This is a genomic window from Pseudomonas mangrovi, from assembly GCF_003052585.1.
Classification (GTDB): Bacteria; Pseudomonadota; Gammaproteobacteria; order Pseudomonadales; family Pseudomonadaceae; genus Aquipseudomonas; species Aquipseudomonas mangrovi.
The window spans coordinates 1-17,633 of record NZ_QASN01000023.1 but is presented as its reverse complement, the minus strand read 5'-3'; the positions used below and the strand labels follow the sequence as shown (position 1 = coordinate 17,633).

The 17,633-nt window shown below is 60.2% G+C and carries 13 protein-coding genes and 1 tRNA gene; all 14 read right to left on the bottom strand.

Annotation, left to right across the window (positions count from 1 at the left end):
• On the bottom strand, positions 1-1,166 hold a 1,166-nt coding region (gene tuf / locus DBO85_RS18975), incomplete at its 3' end, for an elongation factor Tu (RefSeq protein ID WP_108105098.1).
• A 30-nt stretch (positions 1,167-1,196) separates the two neighbouring features.
• Positions 1,197-3,299: an elongation factor G gene (gene fusA, locus DBO85_RS18970; RefSeq protein WP_108109405.1), complete on the bottom strand. Its 2,103-nt coding sequence runs from the start codon at positions 3,297-3,299 to the stop codon at positions 1,197-1,199.
• Between the two features lie 30 nt (positions 3,300-3,329).
• Positions 3,330-3,800 (bottom strand): 30S ribosomal protein S7, encoded by a 471-nt coding sequence (gene rpsG / locus DBO85_RS18965; RefSeq protein ID WP_108109403.1) that lies wholly within the window; start codon positions 3,798-3,800, stop codon positions 3,330-3,332.
• Between the two features lie 88 nt (positions 3,801-3,888).
• Positions 3,889-4,260, bottom strand: a complete 372-nt coding sequence (rpsL, locus tag DBO85_RS18960) for a 30S ribosomal protein S12 (protein ID WP_108109401.1) — start codon at positions 4,258-4,260, stop codon at positions 3,889-3,891.
• Between the two features lie 154 nt (positions 4,261-4,414).
• On the bottom strand, positions 4,415-8,614 hold the full coding sequence (rpoC, locus tag DBO85_RS18955) for a DNA-directed RNA polymerase subunit beta' (RefSeq protein WP_108109399.1): 4,200 nt from the start codon (positions 8,612-8,614) through the stop codon (positions 4,415-4,417).
• Positions 8,615-8,678: 64 nt separating this feature from the next.
• A complete protein-coding gene (gene rpoB / locus DBO85_RS18950) occupies positions 8,679-12,752 on the bottom strand; it encodes a DNA-directed RNA polymerase subunit beta (RefSeq protein ID WP_108109397.1) in 4,074 nt (1,357 codons plus the stop codon).
• A 220-nt stretch (positions 12,753-12,972) separates the two neighbouring features.
• On the bottom strand, positions 12,973-13,341 hold the full coding sequence (gene rplL / locus DBO85_RS18945) for a 50S ribosomal protein L7/L12 (RefSeq protein ID WP_108109395.1): 369 nt from the start codon (positions 13,339-13,341) through the stop codon (positions 12,973-12,975).
• A gap of 81 nt (positions 13,342-13,422) precedes the next feature.
• Entirely contained in the window at positions 13,423-13,923 is a 501-nt protein-coding gene (gene rplJ / locus DBO85_RS18940; protein WP_108109393.1) for a 50S ribosomal protein L10, read from the bottom strand.
• 211 nt (positions 13,924-14,134) lie between these two features.
• A complete protein-coding gene (gene rplA / locus DBO85_RS18935; RefSeq protein ID WP_108109391.1) occupies positions 14,135-14,830 on the bottom strand; it encodes a 50S ribosomal protein L1 in 696 nt (231 codons plus the stop codon).
• Entirely contained in the window at positions 14,831-15,262 is a 432-nt protein-coding gene (gene rplK / locus DBO85_RS18930) for a 50S ribosomal protein L11 (RefSeq protein ID WP_108109389.1), read from the bottom strand.
• 117 nt (positions 15,263-15,379) lie between these two features.
• The gene (nusG, locus tag DBO85_RS18925) at positions 15,380-15,913 is read right to left on the bottom strand and encodes a transcription termination/antitermination protein NusG (protein WP_108109387.1); all 534 of its coding nucleotides are present in this window, start codon (positions 15,911-15,913) and stop codon (positions 15,380-15,382) included.
• 9 nt (positions 15,914-15,922) lie between these two features.
• A complete protein-coding gene (gene secE, locus DBO85_RS18920) occupies positions 15,923-16,291 on the bottom strand; it encodes a preprotein translocase subunit SecE (protein WP_108109385.1) in 369 nt (122 codons plus the stop codon).
• 47 nt (positions 16,292-16,338) lie between these two features.
• A tRNA-Trp gene (locus DBO85_RS18915) sits at positions 16,339-16,414 on the bottom strand.
• A gap of 52 nt (positions 16,415-16,466) precedes the next feature.
• Positions 16,467-17,633, bottom strand: a 1,167-nt coding sequence (tuf, locus tag DBO85_RS18910; RefSeq protein ID WP_108107620.1) for an elongation factor Tu, incomplete at its 5' end; no start/stop codon positions are given.

The window sequence follows — 17,633 nt, the reverse complement described above, 5'->3', positions numbered from 1 at the left end:
GCGCCGACGGTACGACCGCCTTCGCGAATGGCGAAGCGCAGGCCGTCTTCCATGGCGATCGGCTTGATCAGGGTGACAACCATCTTGATGTTGTCGCCCGGCATTACCATCTCGACGCCTTCCGGCAGCTCGCACGAACCGGTCACGTCAGTGGTGCGGAAGTAGAACTGCGGACGGTAGCCCTTGAAGAACGGGGTGTGACGACCACCTTCTTCCTTGGACAGAACGTACACTTCGGCTTCGAACTTGGTGTGCGGCTTGATGGTGCCCGGCTTGGCCAGAACCTGGCCACGCTCGACGTCATCACGCTTGGTGCCGCGCAGCAGCACGCCGCAGTTCTCGCCAGCACGACCTTCGTCGAGCAGCTTGCGGAACATTTCCACGCCGGTGCAGGTGGTCTTGGTGGTGTCACGCAGACCAACGATTTCGATTTCTTCCTGGATCTTGACGATGCCGCGCTCGACACGACCAGTCACAACGGTACCGCGACCGGAGATCGAGAACACGTCTTCGATCGGCATCAGGAACGGCTTGTCGATGGCACGAACCGGCTCCGGAATGTAGCTGTCCAGAGTCTCGACCAGCTTCTTGACCGCAGTGGTGCCCATTTCGTTGGCATCTTCACCGTTCAGAGCCATCAGCGCAGAGCCGATGATGATCGGAGTGTCGTCACCCGGGAAATCGTAGGTGGACAGCAGGTCGCGAACTTCCATCTCGACCAGTTCCAGCAGCTCGGCGTCATCGACCATGTCAGCCTTGTTCAAGAACACGACGATGTACGGAACGCCAACCTGACGGGACAGCAGGATGTGCTCGCGAGTTTGCGGCATGGGGCCGTCAGCAGCCGAGCAGACCAGGATCGCGCCGTCCATCTGCGCAGCACCGGTGATCATGTTCTTCACATAGTCAGCGTGGCCCGGGCAGTCAACGTGAGCGTAGTGACGAACAGCCGAGTCGTACTCGACGTGCGCGGTGTTGATGGTGATACCACGAGCCTTCTCTTCCGGAGCCGAGTCGATCTTGTCGAAATCGACCTTGGCACTACCGAAAACCTCGGAGCAAACGCGGGTCAGAGCTGCAGTCAGAGTGGTCTTGCCATGGTCGACGTGACCGATGGTGCCGACGTTGACGTGCGGTTTATTACGTTCAAATTTTTCTTTAGCCACGACAGCAAACCTCGTACTTAATGGGCTGAATCAAGCTTGTTTTTTGATGATAGCTTCGGCGATGTTGCTCGGAGCTTCGGAGTACTTGGAGAACTCCATGGAATAGCTCGCACGCCCCTGGGACATCGAACGCACGTCGGTCGCATAACCGAACATCTCGCCCAGCGGAACTTCGGCACGGATAACCTTGCCGGCAGGAGTGTCTTCCATACCCTGGATCAGACCACGACGACGGTTCAGGTCACCCATCACGTCACCCATGTAGTCCTCAGGGGTCACCACCTCAACCTTCATGATCGGCTCAAGCAGTACCGCACCGCCCTTCTGGGACAGCTGCTTGGTCGCCATGGAAGCGGCGATTTTGAACGCCATTTCGTTGGAGTCAACGTCATGGTACGAACCATCGAAAACGGTCGCCTTCAGGCCGAGCAGCGGATAGCCGGCAACAACGCCGTTCTTCATCTGCTCCTCAATGCCCTTCTGGATCGCCGGGATGTATTCCTTCGGAACCACACCACCCACGACTTCGTTGGTGAACAGCAGGCCTTCCTGACCTTCGTCGGCCGGAGCGAAGCGAATCCAGCAATGACCGAACTGACCGCGACCGCCGGACTGACGAACGAACTTGCCCTCGATCTCGCAGGTATTGCGAATGGTTTCGCGATACGCCACCTGCGGCTTGCCGATGTTGGCATCAACACCGAACTCGCGCTTCATGCGGTCGACGATGATGTCCAGGTGCAGTTCGCCCATACCACCAATGATGGTCTGACCGGACTCTTCGTCGGTCTTGACGCGGAACGACGGATCTTCCTGAGCAAGCTTGCCCAGTGCGATACCCATCTTCTCCTGGTCGGCCTTGGTCTTCGGCTCGACGGCAACGTGAATCACCGGCTCCGGGAAGTCCATGCGCTCGAGAACGATCTGCTTGTCCAGATCGCACAGGGTGTCACCCGTGGTGACGTCCTTCATGCCGATCAGAGCAGCGATGTCGCCCGCGCGCACTTCTTTGATCTCTTCGCGCTGGTTGGCGTGCATCTGCACCATACGACCAACACGCTCTTTCTTGCCCTTGACCGAGTTGATCACCGAGTCACCCGAAGCGAGAACGCCCGAGTAGACGCGAACGAAGGTCAGGGTACCAACGAAGGGGTCGGTAGCGATCTTGAACGCCAGCGCAGCGAAGGGCTCTTCGTCGCTCGACTTGCGGCTGTCGACCTTCTCGTCATCATCCGGATGCACACCCTTGATGGCCTCGACTTCGTCGGGAGCCGGCAGGTAGTCGATAACGGCGTCGAGAACCAGGGGTACGCCCTTGTTCTTGAACGACGAACCGCAGACCGCGGGAACGATTTCGCAAGCCAGGGTGCGCTGACGCAGACCGGCCTTGATTTCCTCGTTGGTCAGCTCGCCGCCTTCAAGGTACTTGTTCATCAGCTCTTCGTTGGCTTCGGCGGCAGCCTCGACCATGTTCGAGCGATATTCGGCAGCCAGGTCAGCCAGCTCGGCAGGAATCTCTTCCTCGCGATAGGTCATGCCCTTGTCGTCGTCGTTCCAGTAGATCGCCTTCATCTTGATCAGATCGACCTGACCCGCGAAGTTTTCTTCGGAACCGATCGCCAGCTGCACCGGAACCGGCGTGTGGCCCAGGCGCTTCTTGATCTGCTCGACGACGCGAATGAAGTTGGCACCCTGACGGTCCATCTTGTTCACATAGACGATGCGCGGCACGCCGTATTTGTTGGCCTGACGCCAAACGGTTTCGGACTGCGGCTCGACACCGGAAGTACCACAGAACACCACGACAGCACCGTCGAGGACGCGCAGCGAGCGCTCCACTTCAATGGTGAAGTCGACGTGACCGGGGGTATCGATGACGTTCACGCGGTAGTTGTCGAACTGGCCACGCGAACCTTTCCAGAAGGTAGTGACGGCAGCAGAGGTGATGGTGATACCACGCTCCTGCTCCTGCACCATCCAGTCGGTGGTCGCCGCGCCGTCATGCACTTCACCCAGCTTGTGGTTAACGCCGGTGTAGAACAGTACGCGCTCCGTCGTGGTGGTCTTGCCCGCGTCAACGTGGGCACAGATACCGATGTTACGGTAACGGTTAATCGGGGTAGTACGGGCCACAATAAGGTCCTCGTAAGATAAGCGCGTAGATTAGAAGCGGTAGTGCGAGAAGGCCTTGTTGGCCTCAGCCATACGGTGCACGTCTTCACGCTTCTTCACCGCAGCGCCCTTGCCCTCGGAGGCATCCAGCAGCTCGCCAGCCAGGCGCAGAGCCATGGACTTCTCGCCACGCTTGCGGGCGAAATCCACCAGCCAACGCATGGCCAGGGCATTGCGACGGGAAGGACGCACTTCAACAGGAACCTGGTAGGTAGCACCGCCTACACGGCGGGACTTAACTTCGACCAGCGGAGCGATGGCGTCGAGAGCTTTCTCGAAGATCTCCAGGGGATCGCTGTTCTTGCGTGCCTTCACGGTGTCCAGCGCGCCGTAGACGATACGCTCGGCTACCGCTTTCTTGCCGCTTTCCATCACATGGTTCATGAACTTGGCGAGGATCAGGCTTCCGTACTTAGGATCGGAAAGGATCTCACGCTTGGCTGCTACACGACGTCTTGGCATTGATAAGCCCTCAAACGGTCTTCAGGTTAGCCCGGAGACACTTGCTCCGACCTTACTCTTATCGACTCAAAAAATTAGGTAAACGGAATTACTTCGGACGCTTGGCGCCGTACTTCGAGCGACCCTGCTTGCGATCCTTGACGCCGGAGGTATCCAGCGAACCGCGCACGGTGTGATAACGCACACCCGGGAGGTCCTTTACACGACCGCCACGGATCAGAACCACGCTGTGCTCCTGCAGGTTGTGACCTTCACCACCGATGTACGAAGAGACTTCGTAGCCGTTGGTCAGGCGCACACGGCAGACCTTGCGCAGTGCGGAGTTGGGTTTCTTCGGCGTGGTGGTGTACACGCGAGTGCACACGCCACGGCGCTGCGGGCAATTCTGCAGCGCAGGCACGTCGGACTTCTCGACGATACGCTTGCGCGGCTGACGTACCAGCTGGTTAATCGTTGCCATCTTTAGCTCCACTGTTGTCTTTCGACGCTATCGCTTTCAAAAGAAAGCAAAATGGCAGAGCACGTGCCCTGCCAAATTTAGGGGTGCATGAGTCTAAAGAGACTGCACCACCCCGTCAAGGCAGGCTCCGGCTAGAAACACCGGAGCCTGACACTCAGCTGTTGCTCGAGTTGAGCGCCTCGGTCAGCGCTGCCTCGACTTCGCTTGCACTGACGCGGACCGGCTTGTCGACGTCGCGACGACGCTTGCGCTCGCTGTGATAGGCCAGACCGGTACCTGCCGGAATCAGACGACCCACCACCACGTTCTCCTTCAGACCACGGAGGAAGTCGCGCTTGCCAGTGACGGCTGCCTCGGTCAGCACGCGCGTGGTTTCCTGGAAGGACGCCGCGGAGATGAACGACTCGGTCGACAGCGACGCCTTGGTGATGCCCAGCAGAACGCGCTCGTACTTGGCGACGAACTTGTCGTCCGATGCCAGCTGCTCGTTCTCCTCCAGCACCTGGGTGAGCTCCATCTGGTCGCCCTTGATGAAGCTGGAATCACCCGACTCGGCCACTTCGACCTTGCGCAGCATCTGCCGCAGGATGGTCTCGATGTGCTTGTCGTTGATCTTCACGCCCTGCAGGCGGTAGACGTCCTGGATCTCGTTGACGATGTACTTGGCCAGTGCGCTGACGCCGAGCAGACGCAGGATGTCGTGCGGGTTGCTCGGACCGTCGGAGATGACTTCACCCTTGTTGACCTGTTCACCTTCGAACACGTTCAGGTGACGCCACTTCGGAATCAGCTCCTCGTACGGATCGCTGCCGTCGGTAGGCGTGATGACCAGGCGACGCTTGCCCTTGGTTTCCTTGCCGAAGCTGATGGTGCCGCTGATTTCCGCCAGGATCGACGGCTCTTTCGGACGACGCGCTTCGAACAGATCGGCAACACGCGGCAGACCACCGGTGATGTCGCGGGTCTTCGAGGTTTCCTGGGGGATACGGGCGATGACGTCACCGACACCGACCTGCGCCCCATCCGCCACACCGACCAGGGCGTTGGCAGGCAGGAAGTACTGGGCCGGTACATCGGTACCCGGCAGCAGCAGCTCCTTGCCATTGTCGTCGACCAGCTTGACCGCCGGACGGATGTCCTTGCCTGCGGCCGGACGATCCTTCGGATCCAGCACCTCGATGTTGGTCAGACCGGTGAGCTCATCGGTCTGACGCTTGATGGTGATGCCTTCCTCCATACCGACGAAGGTCACGGTACCCTTCATCTCGGTAACGATGGGGTGAGTGTGCGGATCCCACTTGGCAACCACGGAGCCAGCAGCAAGCTTGTCGCCTTCCTTGACGGAGATGACCGCACCGTAGGGCAGCTTGTAGCGCTCGCGCTCGCGACCGAACTCGTCGGCAATCGCCAGCTCGCCGGAACGCGACACCGCGACCAGCGCGCCGTCGGTCCGCTCGACGTGCTTGAGGTTGTGCAGGCGGATGGTACCGCCGTTCTTGACCTGGACACTGTCCGCAGCGGAAGTCCGGCTGGCCGCACCACCGATGTGGAAGGTACGCATGGTCAGCTGGGTACCCGGCTCACCGATCGACTGGGCAGCGATGACGCCGACCGCTTCGCCGATGTTGACCTGATGCCCGCGGGCCAGATCGCGACCGTAGCACTTGGAGCAGATGCCGTAGCGGGTTTCACAGGTGATCGGCGAACGCACGACGACTTCGTCGATGCTGTTCAGCTCGATGAACTCGACCCACTTCTCGTCGACCAGGGTTCCGCCCGGGACCAGCAGCTCGTCGGTGCCCGGCTTGAACACGTCACGGGCGATCACTCGGCCCAGTACGCGCTCGCCGAGCGGCTCGACCACGTCGCCGCCTTCGATGTGCGGAGTCATGACCAGGCCATGCTCGGTACCGCAATCGACTTCGGTGACCACCAGATCCTGCGCCACGTCGACCAGGCGACGGGTCAGGTAACCGGAGTTCGCGGTCTTCAGTGCGGTATCCGCCAGACCCTTACGAGCACCGTGGGTCGAGATGAAGTACTGCAGAACCGACAGACCTTCGCGGAAGTTCGCGGTGATCGGCGTCTCGATGATCGAGCCGTCCGGCTTGGCCATCAGGCCACGCATACCGGCCAGCTGGCGGATCTGCGCAGCCGAACCACGCGCACCGGAGTCGGCCATCATGTACATGGAGTTGAAAGACTCCTGCTCGACGGTTTTGCCTTCGCGGTCGACGACCGGCTCCTTCGACAGGTTGGCCATCATCGCCTTGGACACTTCGTCGTTGGCCTTCGACCAGAGGTCGATCACCTTGTTGTACTTCTCGCCCTGGGTAACCAGGCCGGAGGCGTACTGCGACTCGATTTCCTTCACTTCCTCGGTGGCCGCATCGATGATGCGCGCCTTCTCGTCCGGAATGACGAAGTCGTTCACGCCGATCGACACACCGGAGATGGTCGAGTAGGCGAAACCGGTGTACATCAGCTGGTCAGCGAAGATCACGGTGTCCTTCAGACCAACCACGCGATAGCACTGGTTGATCAGCTTGGAGATCGCTTTCTTCTTCATCGACTGGTTGACCACGTCGAAGGACAGGCCGTCCGGCACGATCTGGAACAGCAGCGCGCGGCCGACGGTGGTGTCGACGATGCGGGTGTTCTTCAGGGTGCTGCCGTCCTTCTGGGTGACGACTTCGTTGATGCGGACCTTGACCCGAGCGTGCAGCGACGCTTCGCCGGCACGGAAAACGCGGTCGACTTCCTGCAGGTCAGCGAATACGCGGCCTTCGCCCTTGGCGTTCACCGCTTCACGGGTCATGTAGTACAGACCCAGAACCACGTCCTGCGACGGCACGATGATCGGCTCGCCGTTGGCCGGCGAGAGGATGTTGTTGGTCGACATCATCAGCGCGCGCGCTTCCAGCTGGGCTTCCAGCGTCAGCGGCACGTGAACGGCCATCTGGTCACCGTCGAAGTCGGCGTTGTACGCGGCGCAGACCAGCGGATGCAGCTGGATCGCCTTGCCTTCGATCAGCACCGGCTCGAACGCCTGGATGCCCAGACGGTGCAGGGTCGGTGCGCGGTTGAGCAGCACGGGATGTTCGCGAATCACTTCGGCGAGAACGTCCCAGACTTCCGGCAGCTCGCGCTCGACCATCTTCTTGGCAGCCTTGATGGTGGTCGCAAGACCACGCATTTCCAGCTTGCCGAAAATGAACGGCTTGAACAGCTCGAGAGCCATCTTCTTCGGCAGACCGCACTGGTGCAGACGCAGGGTCGGACCCACGGTGATCACGGAACGACCGGAGTAGTCCACGCGCTTGCCGAGCAGGTTCTGACGGAAACGACCCTGCTTGCCCTTGATCATGTCGGCCAGGGATTTCAGCGGGCGCTTGTTCGAGCCGGTGATGGCGCGACCACGACGGCCGTTGTCGAGCAGGGCGTCGACCGCTTCCTGCAGCATGCGCTTTTCGTTGCGCACGATGATGTCCGGCGCCGACAGGTCGAGCAGGCGCTTGAGACGGTTGTTACGGTTGATCACTCGACGATAGAGGTCGTTGAGGTCGGAGGTCGCGAAGCGGCCGCCATCCAGCGGAACCAGCGGACGCAGATCCGGCGGCAGAACCGGCAGAACGGTCAGCACCATCCACTCCGGCAGGTTGCCGGAGCCGAGGAAGGCTTCCATCAGCTTCAGGCGCTTGGACAGCTTCTTGATCTTGGTTTCCGAGTTGGTCTGCGGAATTTCTTCGCGCAGGCGACCGATCTCGTGCTCCAGGTCGATGCCGTGCAGCAGCTCGCGAACGGCCTCGGCGCCCATGCGCGCGTCGAAGTCGTCACCGAACTCTTCGAGGGCTTCGAAGTACTGCTCGTCGTTCAGCAGCTGACCCTTCTCGAGGGTAGTCATGCCCGGATCGATCACCACGTAGCTCTCGAAATAGAGCACACGCTCGATGTCGCGCAGGGTCATGTCCAGCAGCAGACCGATACGGCTCGGCAGCGACTTGAGGAACCAGATATGGGCGACCGGCGAGGCCAGCTCGATGTGCGCCATGCGCTCACGACGAACCTTGGCCAGTGCCACTTCCACGCCGCACTTCTCGCAGATCACGCCGCGGTGCTTGAGGCGCTTGTACTTGCCGCACAGGCACTCGTAGTCCTTCACCGGGCCAAAGATCTTGGCGCAGAACAGACCGTCACGCTCGGGCTTGAAGGTACGGTAGTTGATGGTTTCCGGCTTTTTCACTTCGCCGAACGACCAGGAACGGATCATTTCGGGCGAAGCCAGGCCGATGCGGATTGCGTCGAACTCTTCGACCTGACCCTGGTTTTTCAGCAGATTCAGTAGGTCTTTCAAAGCCTTTCCTCCTAGAGGAGCAGGGAGTGGGCATCAGTGCCCCACTCCCAATGCACGTCACGTGTTATTCGGTTTCCAGATCGATGTCGATGCCGAGCGAACGGATCTCTTTGATCAGTACGTTGAAGGACTCGGGCATGCCCGGCTCCATGCGGTGATCCCCGTCCACGATGTTCTTGTACATCTTGGTACGGCCGTTCACGTCGTCCGACTTGACGGTCAGCATTTCCTGCAGGGTGTAGGCGGCGCCATAGGCTTCCAGTGCCCAGACCTCCATCTCCCCGAAGCGCTGGCCACCGAACTGCGCCTTGCCGCCCAGCGGCTGCTGGGTAACCAGGCTGTAGGAACCGGTGGAACGCGCGTGCATCTTGTCATCCACCAGGTGGTTCAGTTTGAGCATGTACATGTAGCCGACGGTGGTCGGACGCTCGAACTGGTTGCCGGTGCGGCCGTCGATCAGGCGCATCTGGCCGCTTTCCGGCAGATCAGCCAGCTTCAGCATGGCCTTGATCTCGCTTTCCTTGGCACCGTCGAAGACCGGCGTTGCCATCGGCACGCCGCCCTTGAGGTTCTTCGCCAGCTCGAGGATCTCGGTATCGGAGAAGGACTCGAGGTTTTCCTGGCGACCACCGATCTCGTTGTAGATCTCGGTGAGGAACTTGCGCAGTTCAGCGACCTTGCGCTGCTCTTCGAGCATGCGGTTGATCTTCTCGCCCAGGCCCTTGGCCGCAAGACCAAGGTGGGTTTCGAGGATCTGACCGACGTTCATGCGCGACGGTACGCCGAGCGGGTTGAGGACGATGTCGACCGGCGTACCGTTGGCATCGTGCGGCATGTCTTCGACCGGCATGATCACCGAAACCACACCCTTGTTACCGTGACGGCCAGCCATCTTGTCGCCCGGCTGGATGCGGCGGCGGATGGCCAGGTAGACCTTGACGATCTTCAGTACGCCCGGCGCCAGGTCGTCGCCCTGCTGCAGCTTGCGCTTCTTGTCTTCGAACTTGTCATCGAGCAGCTGACGGCGGTCGGAGATGTAGGCCTGGGCCTTCTCCAGCTGCTCGTTCAGCGCGTCGTCGGCCATGCGCAGCTTGAACCACTGGCCACGCTCGATGCCGTCGAGGATCTCGTCGGTGATGACCGCGCCCTTCTTCAGGCCGGCGCCGCCTTCTGCCTTGGCACCTACCAGGGCGGAACGCAGACGCTCGAAGGTCGCGCCTTCGACGATACGGAACTCTTCGTTGAGGTCCTTGCGGATCTCGTCGAGCTGCATCTTCTCGATGGCCAGCGCACGGCTGTCACGCTCGACGCCATCGCGGGTGAAGACCTGCACGTCGATGACGGTGCCCTTGGTGCCGGTCGGCACGCGCAGAGAGGTGTCCTTAACGTCGGACGCCTTCTCACCGAAGATCGCACGCAGCAGCTTCTCTTCCGGGGTCAGTTGGGTCTCGCCTTTCGGGGTGACCTTGCCGACCAGGATGTCGCCGGCGCCGACTTCGGCACCCACGTAGACGATGCCTGCTTCGTCCAGCTTGTTCAGCGCAGCTTCACCCACGTTGGGGATGTCCGCGGTGATTTCCTCTGGGCCGAGCTTGGTGTCGCGCGCGACGCAGGTCAGTTCCTGGATGTGGATGGTGGTGAAGCGATCTTCCTGGACCACACGCTCCGACAGACAGATGGAGTCTTCGAAGTTGAAGCCGTTCCAGGGCATGAACGCAACGCGCATGTTCTGACCCAGTGCCAGTTCGCCCATGTCGGTAGACGGGCCGTCGGCCATGATGTCGCTGCGTGCAACCTTGTCGCCCTTGCGCACCAGCGGACGCTGGTTGATGCAGGTGTTCTGGTTGGAACGGGTGTATTTGGTCAGGTTGTAGATGTCGACACCGGCTTCGCCAGTCTCGACTTCGTCGTCGTTGACGCGCACCACGATACGGCTGGCATCGACCGAATCGATCACGCCACCGCGACGGGCCACCACGCAGACACCGGAGTCACGGGCGACGTTGCGCTCCATGCCGGTACCTACCAGCGGCTTGTCGGCACGCAGGGTCGGCACGGCCTGACGCTGCATGTTCGAACCCATCAGCGCGCGGTTGGCGTCATCGTGCTCGAGGAACGGAATCAGCGAGGCTGCGACCGAGACGACCTGCTTGGGCGAGACGTCCATCAGTGTGACGTCTTCCGGCGCCTTGACGGTGAACTCGTTGAGGTGACGCACGGCCACCAGCTCGTCGATCAGCTGGTTCTTGTCGTTCATCAGTGCCGAAGCCTGGGCGATCACATGATCGGCTTCTTCGATGGCGGACAGGAACACGATCTCGTCGGTGACCAGGGTGTCCTTCACCACGCGGTACGGGCTCTCCAGGAAGCCGTACTGGTTGGTGCGGGCGTAGGCCGCCAGCGAGTTGATCAGGCCGATGTTCGGACCTTCAGGAGTTTCGATCGGGCAGACGCGACCGTAGTGGGTCGGGTGTACGTCGCGGACTTCGAAGCCGGCGCGCTCACGGGTCAGACCGCCTGGGCCGAGTGCGGAGACACGGCGCTTGTGGGTGATCTCGGAGAGTGGATTGTTCTGGTCCATGAACTGCGACAGCTGGCTGGAACCGAAGAACTCCTTCACCGCCGCCGCAACCGGCTTGGCGTTGATCAGATCCTGCGGCATCAGGCCTTCGCTTTCGGCCATCGACAGACGTTCCTTGACCGCGCGCTCGACGCGCACCAGGCCAACGCGGAACTGGTTCTCGGCCATCTCGCCGACACAACGCACGCGACGGTTACCCAGGTGGTCGATGTCATCGACGATGCCCTTGCCGTTACGGATATCGACCAGGGTCTTGAGCACGTCGACGATGTCTTCGCGGCTCAGCACGCCGGAACCTTCGATCTCGGTACGACCGATACGACGGTTGAACTTCATGCGGCCCACGGCCGACAGGTCGTAACGCTCGGCGCTGAAGAACAGGTTGTTGAACAGGGTCTCGGCGGCATCCTTGGTTGGCGGCTCGCCAGGACGCATCATCCGGTAGATCTCGACCAGGGCTTCCAGCTGGTTGCTGGTGGAGTCGATCTTCAGGGTGTCGGAGATGAACGGACCGCAGTCGATCTCGTTGGTGTACAGAGTCTCGATACGAACGACCTGAGCCTTGGTGATCTTCACCAGGTGGTCGGCAGCCAGCTCAGTGTTGCACTCGACGATGATCTCGCCGGTAGCCGGGTGCACGATGGCCTTGGCAGTGGTACGACCGATCACGTAGTCCAGCGGAACCTCGAGCTCCTGAATGCCCGATTTTTCCAGCTGGTTGATGTGGCGCGCGGTAATACGACGGCCTTGCTCGACGATGACCTTGCCCTTCTCGTCCTTGATGTCGAGAGCGGCAATTTCACCACGCAGGCGCTTGGGCACCAGCTCCAGGCTCAGCGACTCGCCCTTCACATGGAACACGTTGGTGGTATAGAAGTTGTCGAGGATCTCCTCGGTGCCGTAACCCAGCGCGCGCAGCAGTACCGAGGCCGGCAGCTTGCGACGACGGTCGATACGGACGAAGACCGCGTCCTTCGGATCGAACTCGAAGTCGAGCCAGGAGCCGCGGTAGGGAATGATCCGCGCGGAGTACAGCAGCTTGCCCGAGCTGTGGGTCTTGCCACGGTCGTGGTCGAAGAACACGCCCGGCGAACGGTGCAGCTGGGAAACGATGACGCGCTCGGTACCGTTGATGATGAAGGTACCGTTCTCGGTCATCAGGGGGATTTCCCCCATGTAGACTTCCTGCTCCTTGATGTCCTTGATGGCCTTGTTCGACGACTCCTTGTCGAAAATGATCAGACGGACTTTCACACGCAGCGGTACGGCAAAGGTCACGCCGCGCAGCACGCATTCCTTGACGTCGAACGCCGGCTCGCCGAGGCGATAGCCGACGTACTCCAGAGCAGCGTTGCCCGAATAGCTGATAATCGGGAAAACTGACTTGAAGGCTGCATGCAGACCGATGTCACGGAGCTGCTCCTTGCTCGCTCCTGCCTGCAGGAATTCGCGATACGAATCCAGCTGGATGGCCAGGAGATACGGCACATCCATGACATCCGGCAACTTGCTAAAGTCCTTGCGGATACGTTTTTTCTCAGTATATGAGTAAGCCATCAGCGTTCCCCAGCTTGGTCACCTGCTTGTTCGGCACTCCCCAACGGGAATAACCGGAAATCTTGCGAACCCCTTGGTTCGCTCCGTCGCCATTCAGCAACGGGCCGCTCGAATGGCAGTGGCATCAGCCGACCACCTAGAACGGAAAAAGGCCGGTGGCAAAAGCCACCAGCCGTCAGCCTTGTGCGAGTCGCGCAGGCTGTAGACGCAAGGTCGTCGCTTACTTGAGCTCGACTTTGGCGCCAGCTTCTTCCAGAGCCTTCTTGGCCGCTTCGGCCTCGTCCTTGGAGACGCCTTCCTTGACCACGCCCGGGGCGGTGTCGACGACTGCCTTGGCTTCTTTCAGGCCCAGACCGGTCAGTTCGCGAACGACCTTGATCACGTTCACTTTCTTCTCGCCAGCTTCGGAGAGGATGATGGTGAACTCGGTCTGCTCTTCAGCTACAGCGGCAGCAGCGGCCGGACCGGCAGCGACAGCAGCGGCGGCGGTAACGCCGAACTTCTCTTCCATTGCCTTGATCAGTTCAACAACCTGCATCACGGACATTTCGGAAACGGCGTTGATGATGTCTTCGTTGGTCAGAGCCATGACTCTAATTCCTGTATTGGGGGACAGCCTTCGCGGCCATCAAATTAAACAAATAAGAGTGAAAGAGGAGATGCGCGCCAATCAGGCGGCAGCGCCTTCTTTCTGGTCGCGAACGGCCGCCAGCGTACGAACGAACTTGCTGGTGGCGCCTTGCATCACGCTCATCAGCTGCGAAATCGCTTCGTTGTAGGTCGGCAGAGTCGCCAGTACGTCGATCTGATTGGCTGCGAGGAACTGACCCTCGAACGCAGCTGCCTTGATCTCGAACTTGTCCTGACCCTTGGCGAAATCCTTGAAGATGCGGGCAGCAGCGCCCGGATGCTCGTTGGAGAACGCAATCAGGGTCGGGCCTTTGAACACGTCGTTGAGCACGTCGAACTGGGTGCCCTCAACGGCGCGGCGCAGCAGGGTGTTACGCACAACGCGTACGTACACACCAGAAGCGCGGGCCTCTTTACGGAGTCCGGTCATAGCACCTACGGTCACGCCACGGGCATCAGCCACGACAGCGGACAGGGCAGCTTTGGCAGCCTCGTTGACTTCAGCGACGATGGCCTTCTTGTCTTCGAGTTTAATTGCCACGGGTTTACTCCTGGATGTTACCGTTTCGTCCAGCCGGAGCCGGACGGCGTTTTGGTGTCTGATTCGGTAGGAATCGGGAGCACCATCTGCGTAGGTTAAGGAATCGCTTCCTCGGTTTAAGGCTCTCACCACCTACGGTCTTGGACAGCCCCCGCCAGGCAGGGACCCCAATCTTGCCAACCGGCAGCCCGCAGGCTGCCGGTCGTATTCGTTACGCCTCGAGCGAACCCTGATCAATGATCAGACCCGGACCCATGGTGGTGCTCAGGGTCACGCGCTTGACATAGATACCCTTGGAGGTCGACGGCTTCATGCGCTTGAGGTCGGACAGCAGTGCTTCCACGTTCTCCTTGACCTTGACCGGCTCGAAACCGACCTTGCCAACGGAGGTGTGGATGATGCCGTTCTTGTCGGTACGGAAACGCACCTGACCGGCCTTGGCATTCTTCACGGCAGTGGCGACATCAGCGGTCACGGTACCGACCTTCGGGTTCGGCATCAGGCCGCGCGGGCCGAGGACCTGACCCAACTGACCGACAACGCGCATGGCGTCCGGGGAAGCGATGACCACGTCATAGTTGAGGTCGCCGCCTTTCATTTCAGCAGCCAGCTCATCCATGCCTACGCGATCAGCACCGGCGGCCAGAGCGGCTTCTGCGCCCGGTCCCTGAGTGAACACGGCAACGCGAACGGTCTTGCCGGTGCCGTTCGGCAGAACGGTGGCACCACGAACGACCTGGTCGGATTTGCGCGGGTCAACGCCGAGGTTCACGGAGATGTCGATGGACTCGGCGAACTTGACGGTGGACAGCTCTGCCAGCAGGGCAGCCGCTTCGACGATATTGTATGCCTTGCCTGCCTCGATCTTGGCGGCGATGGCCTTTTGGCGCTTGGTCAACTTAGCCATTTACACACCCTCCACGTTCAGGCCCATGCTACGAGCGGAGCCGGCGATGGTACGCACGGCCGCATCCAGATCAGCTGCGGTCAGATCCGCCTGCTTGGTCTTGGCGATCTCCTCCAGCTGAGCACGGGTCACGGTGCCGACTTTCTGGGTGTTCGGGCGAGCCGAGCCACTGGTGATACCTGCAGCTTTCTTCAGCAGCACGGCTGCCGGAGTGCTCTTGGTCTCGAAGGTGAAGCTGCGGTCGCTATAGACGGTGATGATCACCGGAGTCGGCAGACCGGGTTCCATGCCCTGGGTCTTGGCGTTGAACGCCTTGCAGAACTCCATGATGTTCACGCCATGCTGACCCAGCGCCGGACCTACGGGCGGCGACGGGTTGGCCTGGCCAGCCTTGACTTGCAGCTTGATATAAGCGGTGATTTTCTTAGCCATGAGCTACTCCAGTTTGGGTTCAAGCGCCTCGAAAGGCTCCCCGGTTAACAACACATTTATCCCAATGACGAAAAAACCCCGCAGTCCACGACTGCGGGGTGCGGGATCTCTTTTCAGCTACGCCTTCTCGACCTGGCTGAACTCCAACTCCACCGGAGTGGAGCGACCGAAAATGAGCACCGCGACCTGAATCCGGCTCTTTTCGTAGTTAACCTCTTCGACCACGCCATTGAAGTCGGCGAACGGGCCATCGACGACACGAACGACCTCACCCGGCTCGAACAGCGTTTTCGGCTTCGGCTTATCGCTACCATCAGCAACGCGACGGAGAATAGCCTCAGCCTCCTTCTCGGTGATGGGCGCAGGCTTGTCGGCAGTGCCGCCAATGAAACCCATGACGCGCGGCGTGTCCTTGATCAGGTGCCAGGTCCCTTCGTTCATTTCCATCTGAACCAGCACGTAACCCGGAAAGAACTTCCGCTCGCTCTTGCGCTTCTGGCCATTGCGCATTTCGACCACTTCTTCAGTGGGAACCAGAATCTCGCCGAACTGATCTTCCATGCCGGCCAGCTTGACGCGCTCGATCAGCGAGCGCATGACATGCTTCTCGTATCCCGAGTAAGCATGCACGACGTACCAACGCTTAGCCACTGGACACCCTTAACCAACAATCAAAGAAACAAGCCAACCCAGGAGGGAGTCGAGCCCCCAGAGCACTAGCGCCATAACCAGCACAACCACCACAACGATCAACGTGGTTTGCGTGGTCTCCTGACGGGTAGGCCATACGACTTTCCGAATCTCGCCTCGCGCATCCTTCAGCAACGAAAAGAAGGCGCGCCCTTTTGCTGTCTGCAACGCAACAAAGCCGGCAACCAGGGCCAGCACGAGCAGCGCCAGAACACGGTACAGGATCGACTCACCAGCGAAGACATGATTACCCACGATCCCAACCGCGACCAATGCAACTACAACGAGCCACTTGACCAGATCGAAGCGCGAGTCTTTGACTTCCGCCTTTGCGTTCATCTACTAAAGATCCTGTAACTGAGGACGCCAGATCCGGAAAGGGAATCTGGCAGGCCAGGAGGGAATCGAACCCCCAACCTGCGGTTTTGGAGACCGCTGCTCTGCCAATTGAGCTACTGACCTGGAACGAATCAGGCCGACCATTATGCCGGCCCGAATGTTTTTGGGCAACCGATTATTCGATAACCTTGGCAACCACGCCAGCGCCGACGGTACGACCGCCTTCGCGAATGGCGAAGCGCAGGCCGTCTTCCATGGCGATCGGCTTGATCAGGGTGACAACCATCTTGATGTTGTCGCCCGGCATTACCATCTCGACGCCTTCCGGCAGCTCGCACGAACCGGTCACGTCAGTGGTGCGGAAGTAGAACTGCGGACGGTAGCCCTTGAAGAACGGGGTGTGACGACCACCTTCTTCCTTGGACAGAACGTACACTTCGGCTTCGAACTTGGTGTGCGGCTTGATGGTGCCCGGCTTGGCCAGAACCTGGCCACGCTCGACGTCATCACGCTTGGTGCCGCGCAGCAGCACGCCGCAGTTCTCGCCAGCACGACCTTCGTCGAGCAGCTTGCGGAACATTTCCACGCCGGTGCAGGTGGTCTTGGTGGTGTCACGCAGACCAACGATTTCGATTTCTTCCTGGATCTTGACGATGCCGCGCTCGACACGACCAGTCACAACGGTACCGCGACCGGAGATCGAGAACACGTCTTCGATCGGCATCAGGAACGGCTTGTCGATGGCACGAACCGGCTCCGGAATGTAGCTGTCCAGAGTCTCGACCAGCTTCTTGACCGCAGTGGTGCCCATTTCGTTGGCATCTTCACCGTTCAGAGCCATCAGCGCAGAGCCGATGATGATCGGAGTGTCGTCACCCGGGAAATCGTAGGTGGACAGCAGGTCGCGAACTTCCATCTCGACCAGTTCCAGCAGCTCGGCGTCATCGACCATGTCAGCCTTGTTCAAGAACACGACGATGTACGGAACGCCAACCTGACGGGACAGCAGGATGTGCTCGCGAGTTTGCGGCATGGGGCCGTCAGCAGCCGAGCAGACCAGGATCGCGCCGTCCATCTGCGCAGCACCGGTGATCATGTTCTTCACATAGTCAGCGTGGCCCGGGCAGTCAACGTGAGCGTAGTGACGAACAGCCGAGTCGTACTCGACGTGCGCGGTGTTGATGGTGATACCACGAGCCTTCTCTTCCGGAGCCGAGTCGATCTTGTCGAAATCGACCTTGGCACTACCGAAAACCTCGGAGCAAACGCGGGTCAGAGCTGCAGTCAGAGTGGTCTTGCCATGGTCGACGTGACCGATGGTGCCGACGTTGACGTGCGGTTT

What these genes read in the sequence shown, in the direction of transcription:
- rplK (WP_108109389.1), bottom strand. Translation starts at nt 15,262, where the DNA reads ATGGCTAAGAAAATCACCGCTTATATCAAGCTGCAAGTCAAGGCTGGC.
- rplA (WP_108109391.1), bottom strand. Translation starts at nt 14,830, where the DNA reads ATGGCTAAGTTGACCAAGCGCCAAAAGGCCATCGCCGCCAAGATCGAG.
- rpsG (WP_108109403.1), bottom strand. Translation starts at nt 3,800, where the DNA reads ATGCCAAGACGTCGTGTAGCAGCCAAGCGTGAGATCCTTTCCGATCCT.
- secE (WP_108109385.1), bottom strand. Translation starts at nt 16,291, where the DNA reads ATGAACGCAAAGGCGGAAGTCAAAGACTCGCGCTTCGATCTGGTCAAG.
- rplL (WP_108109395.1), bottom strand. Translation starts at nt 13,341, where the DNA reads ATGGCTCTGACCAACGAAGACATCATCAACGCCGTTTCCGAAATGTCC.
- rpoB (WP_108109397.1), bottom strand. Translation starts at nt 12,752, where the DNA reads ATGGCTTACTCATATACTGAGAAAAAACGTATCCGCAAGGACTTTAGC.
- rpsL (WP_108109401.1), bottom strand. Translation starts at nt 4,260, where the DNA reads ATGGCAACGATTAACCAGCTGGTACGTCAGCCGCGCAAGCGTATCGTC.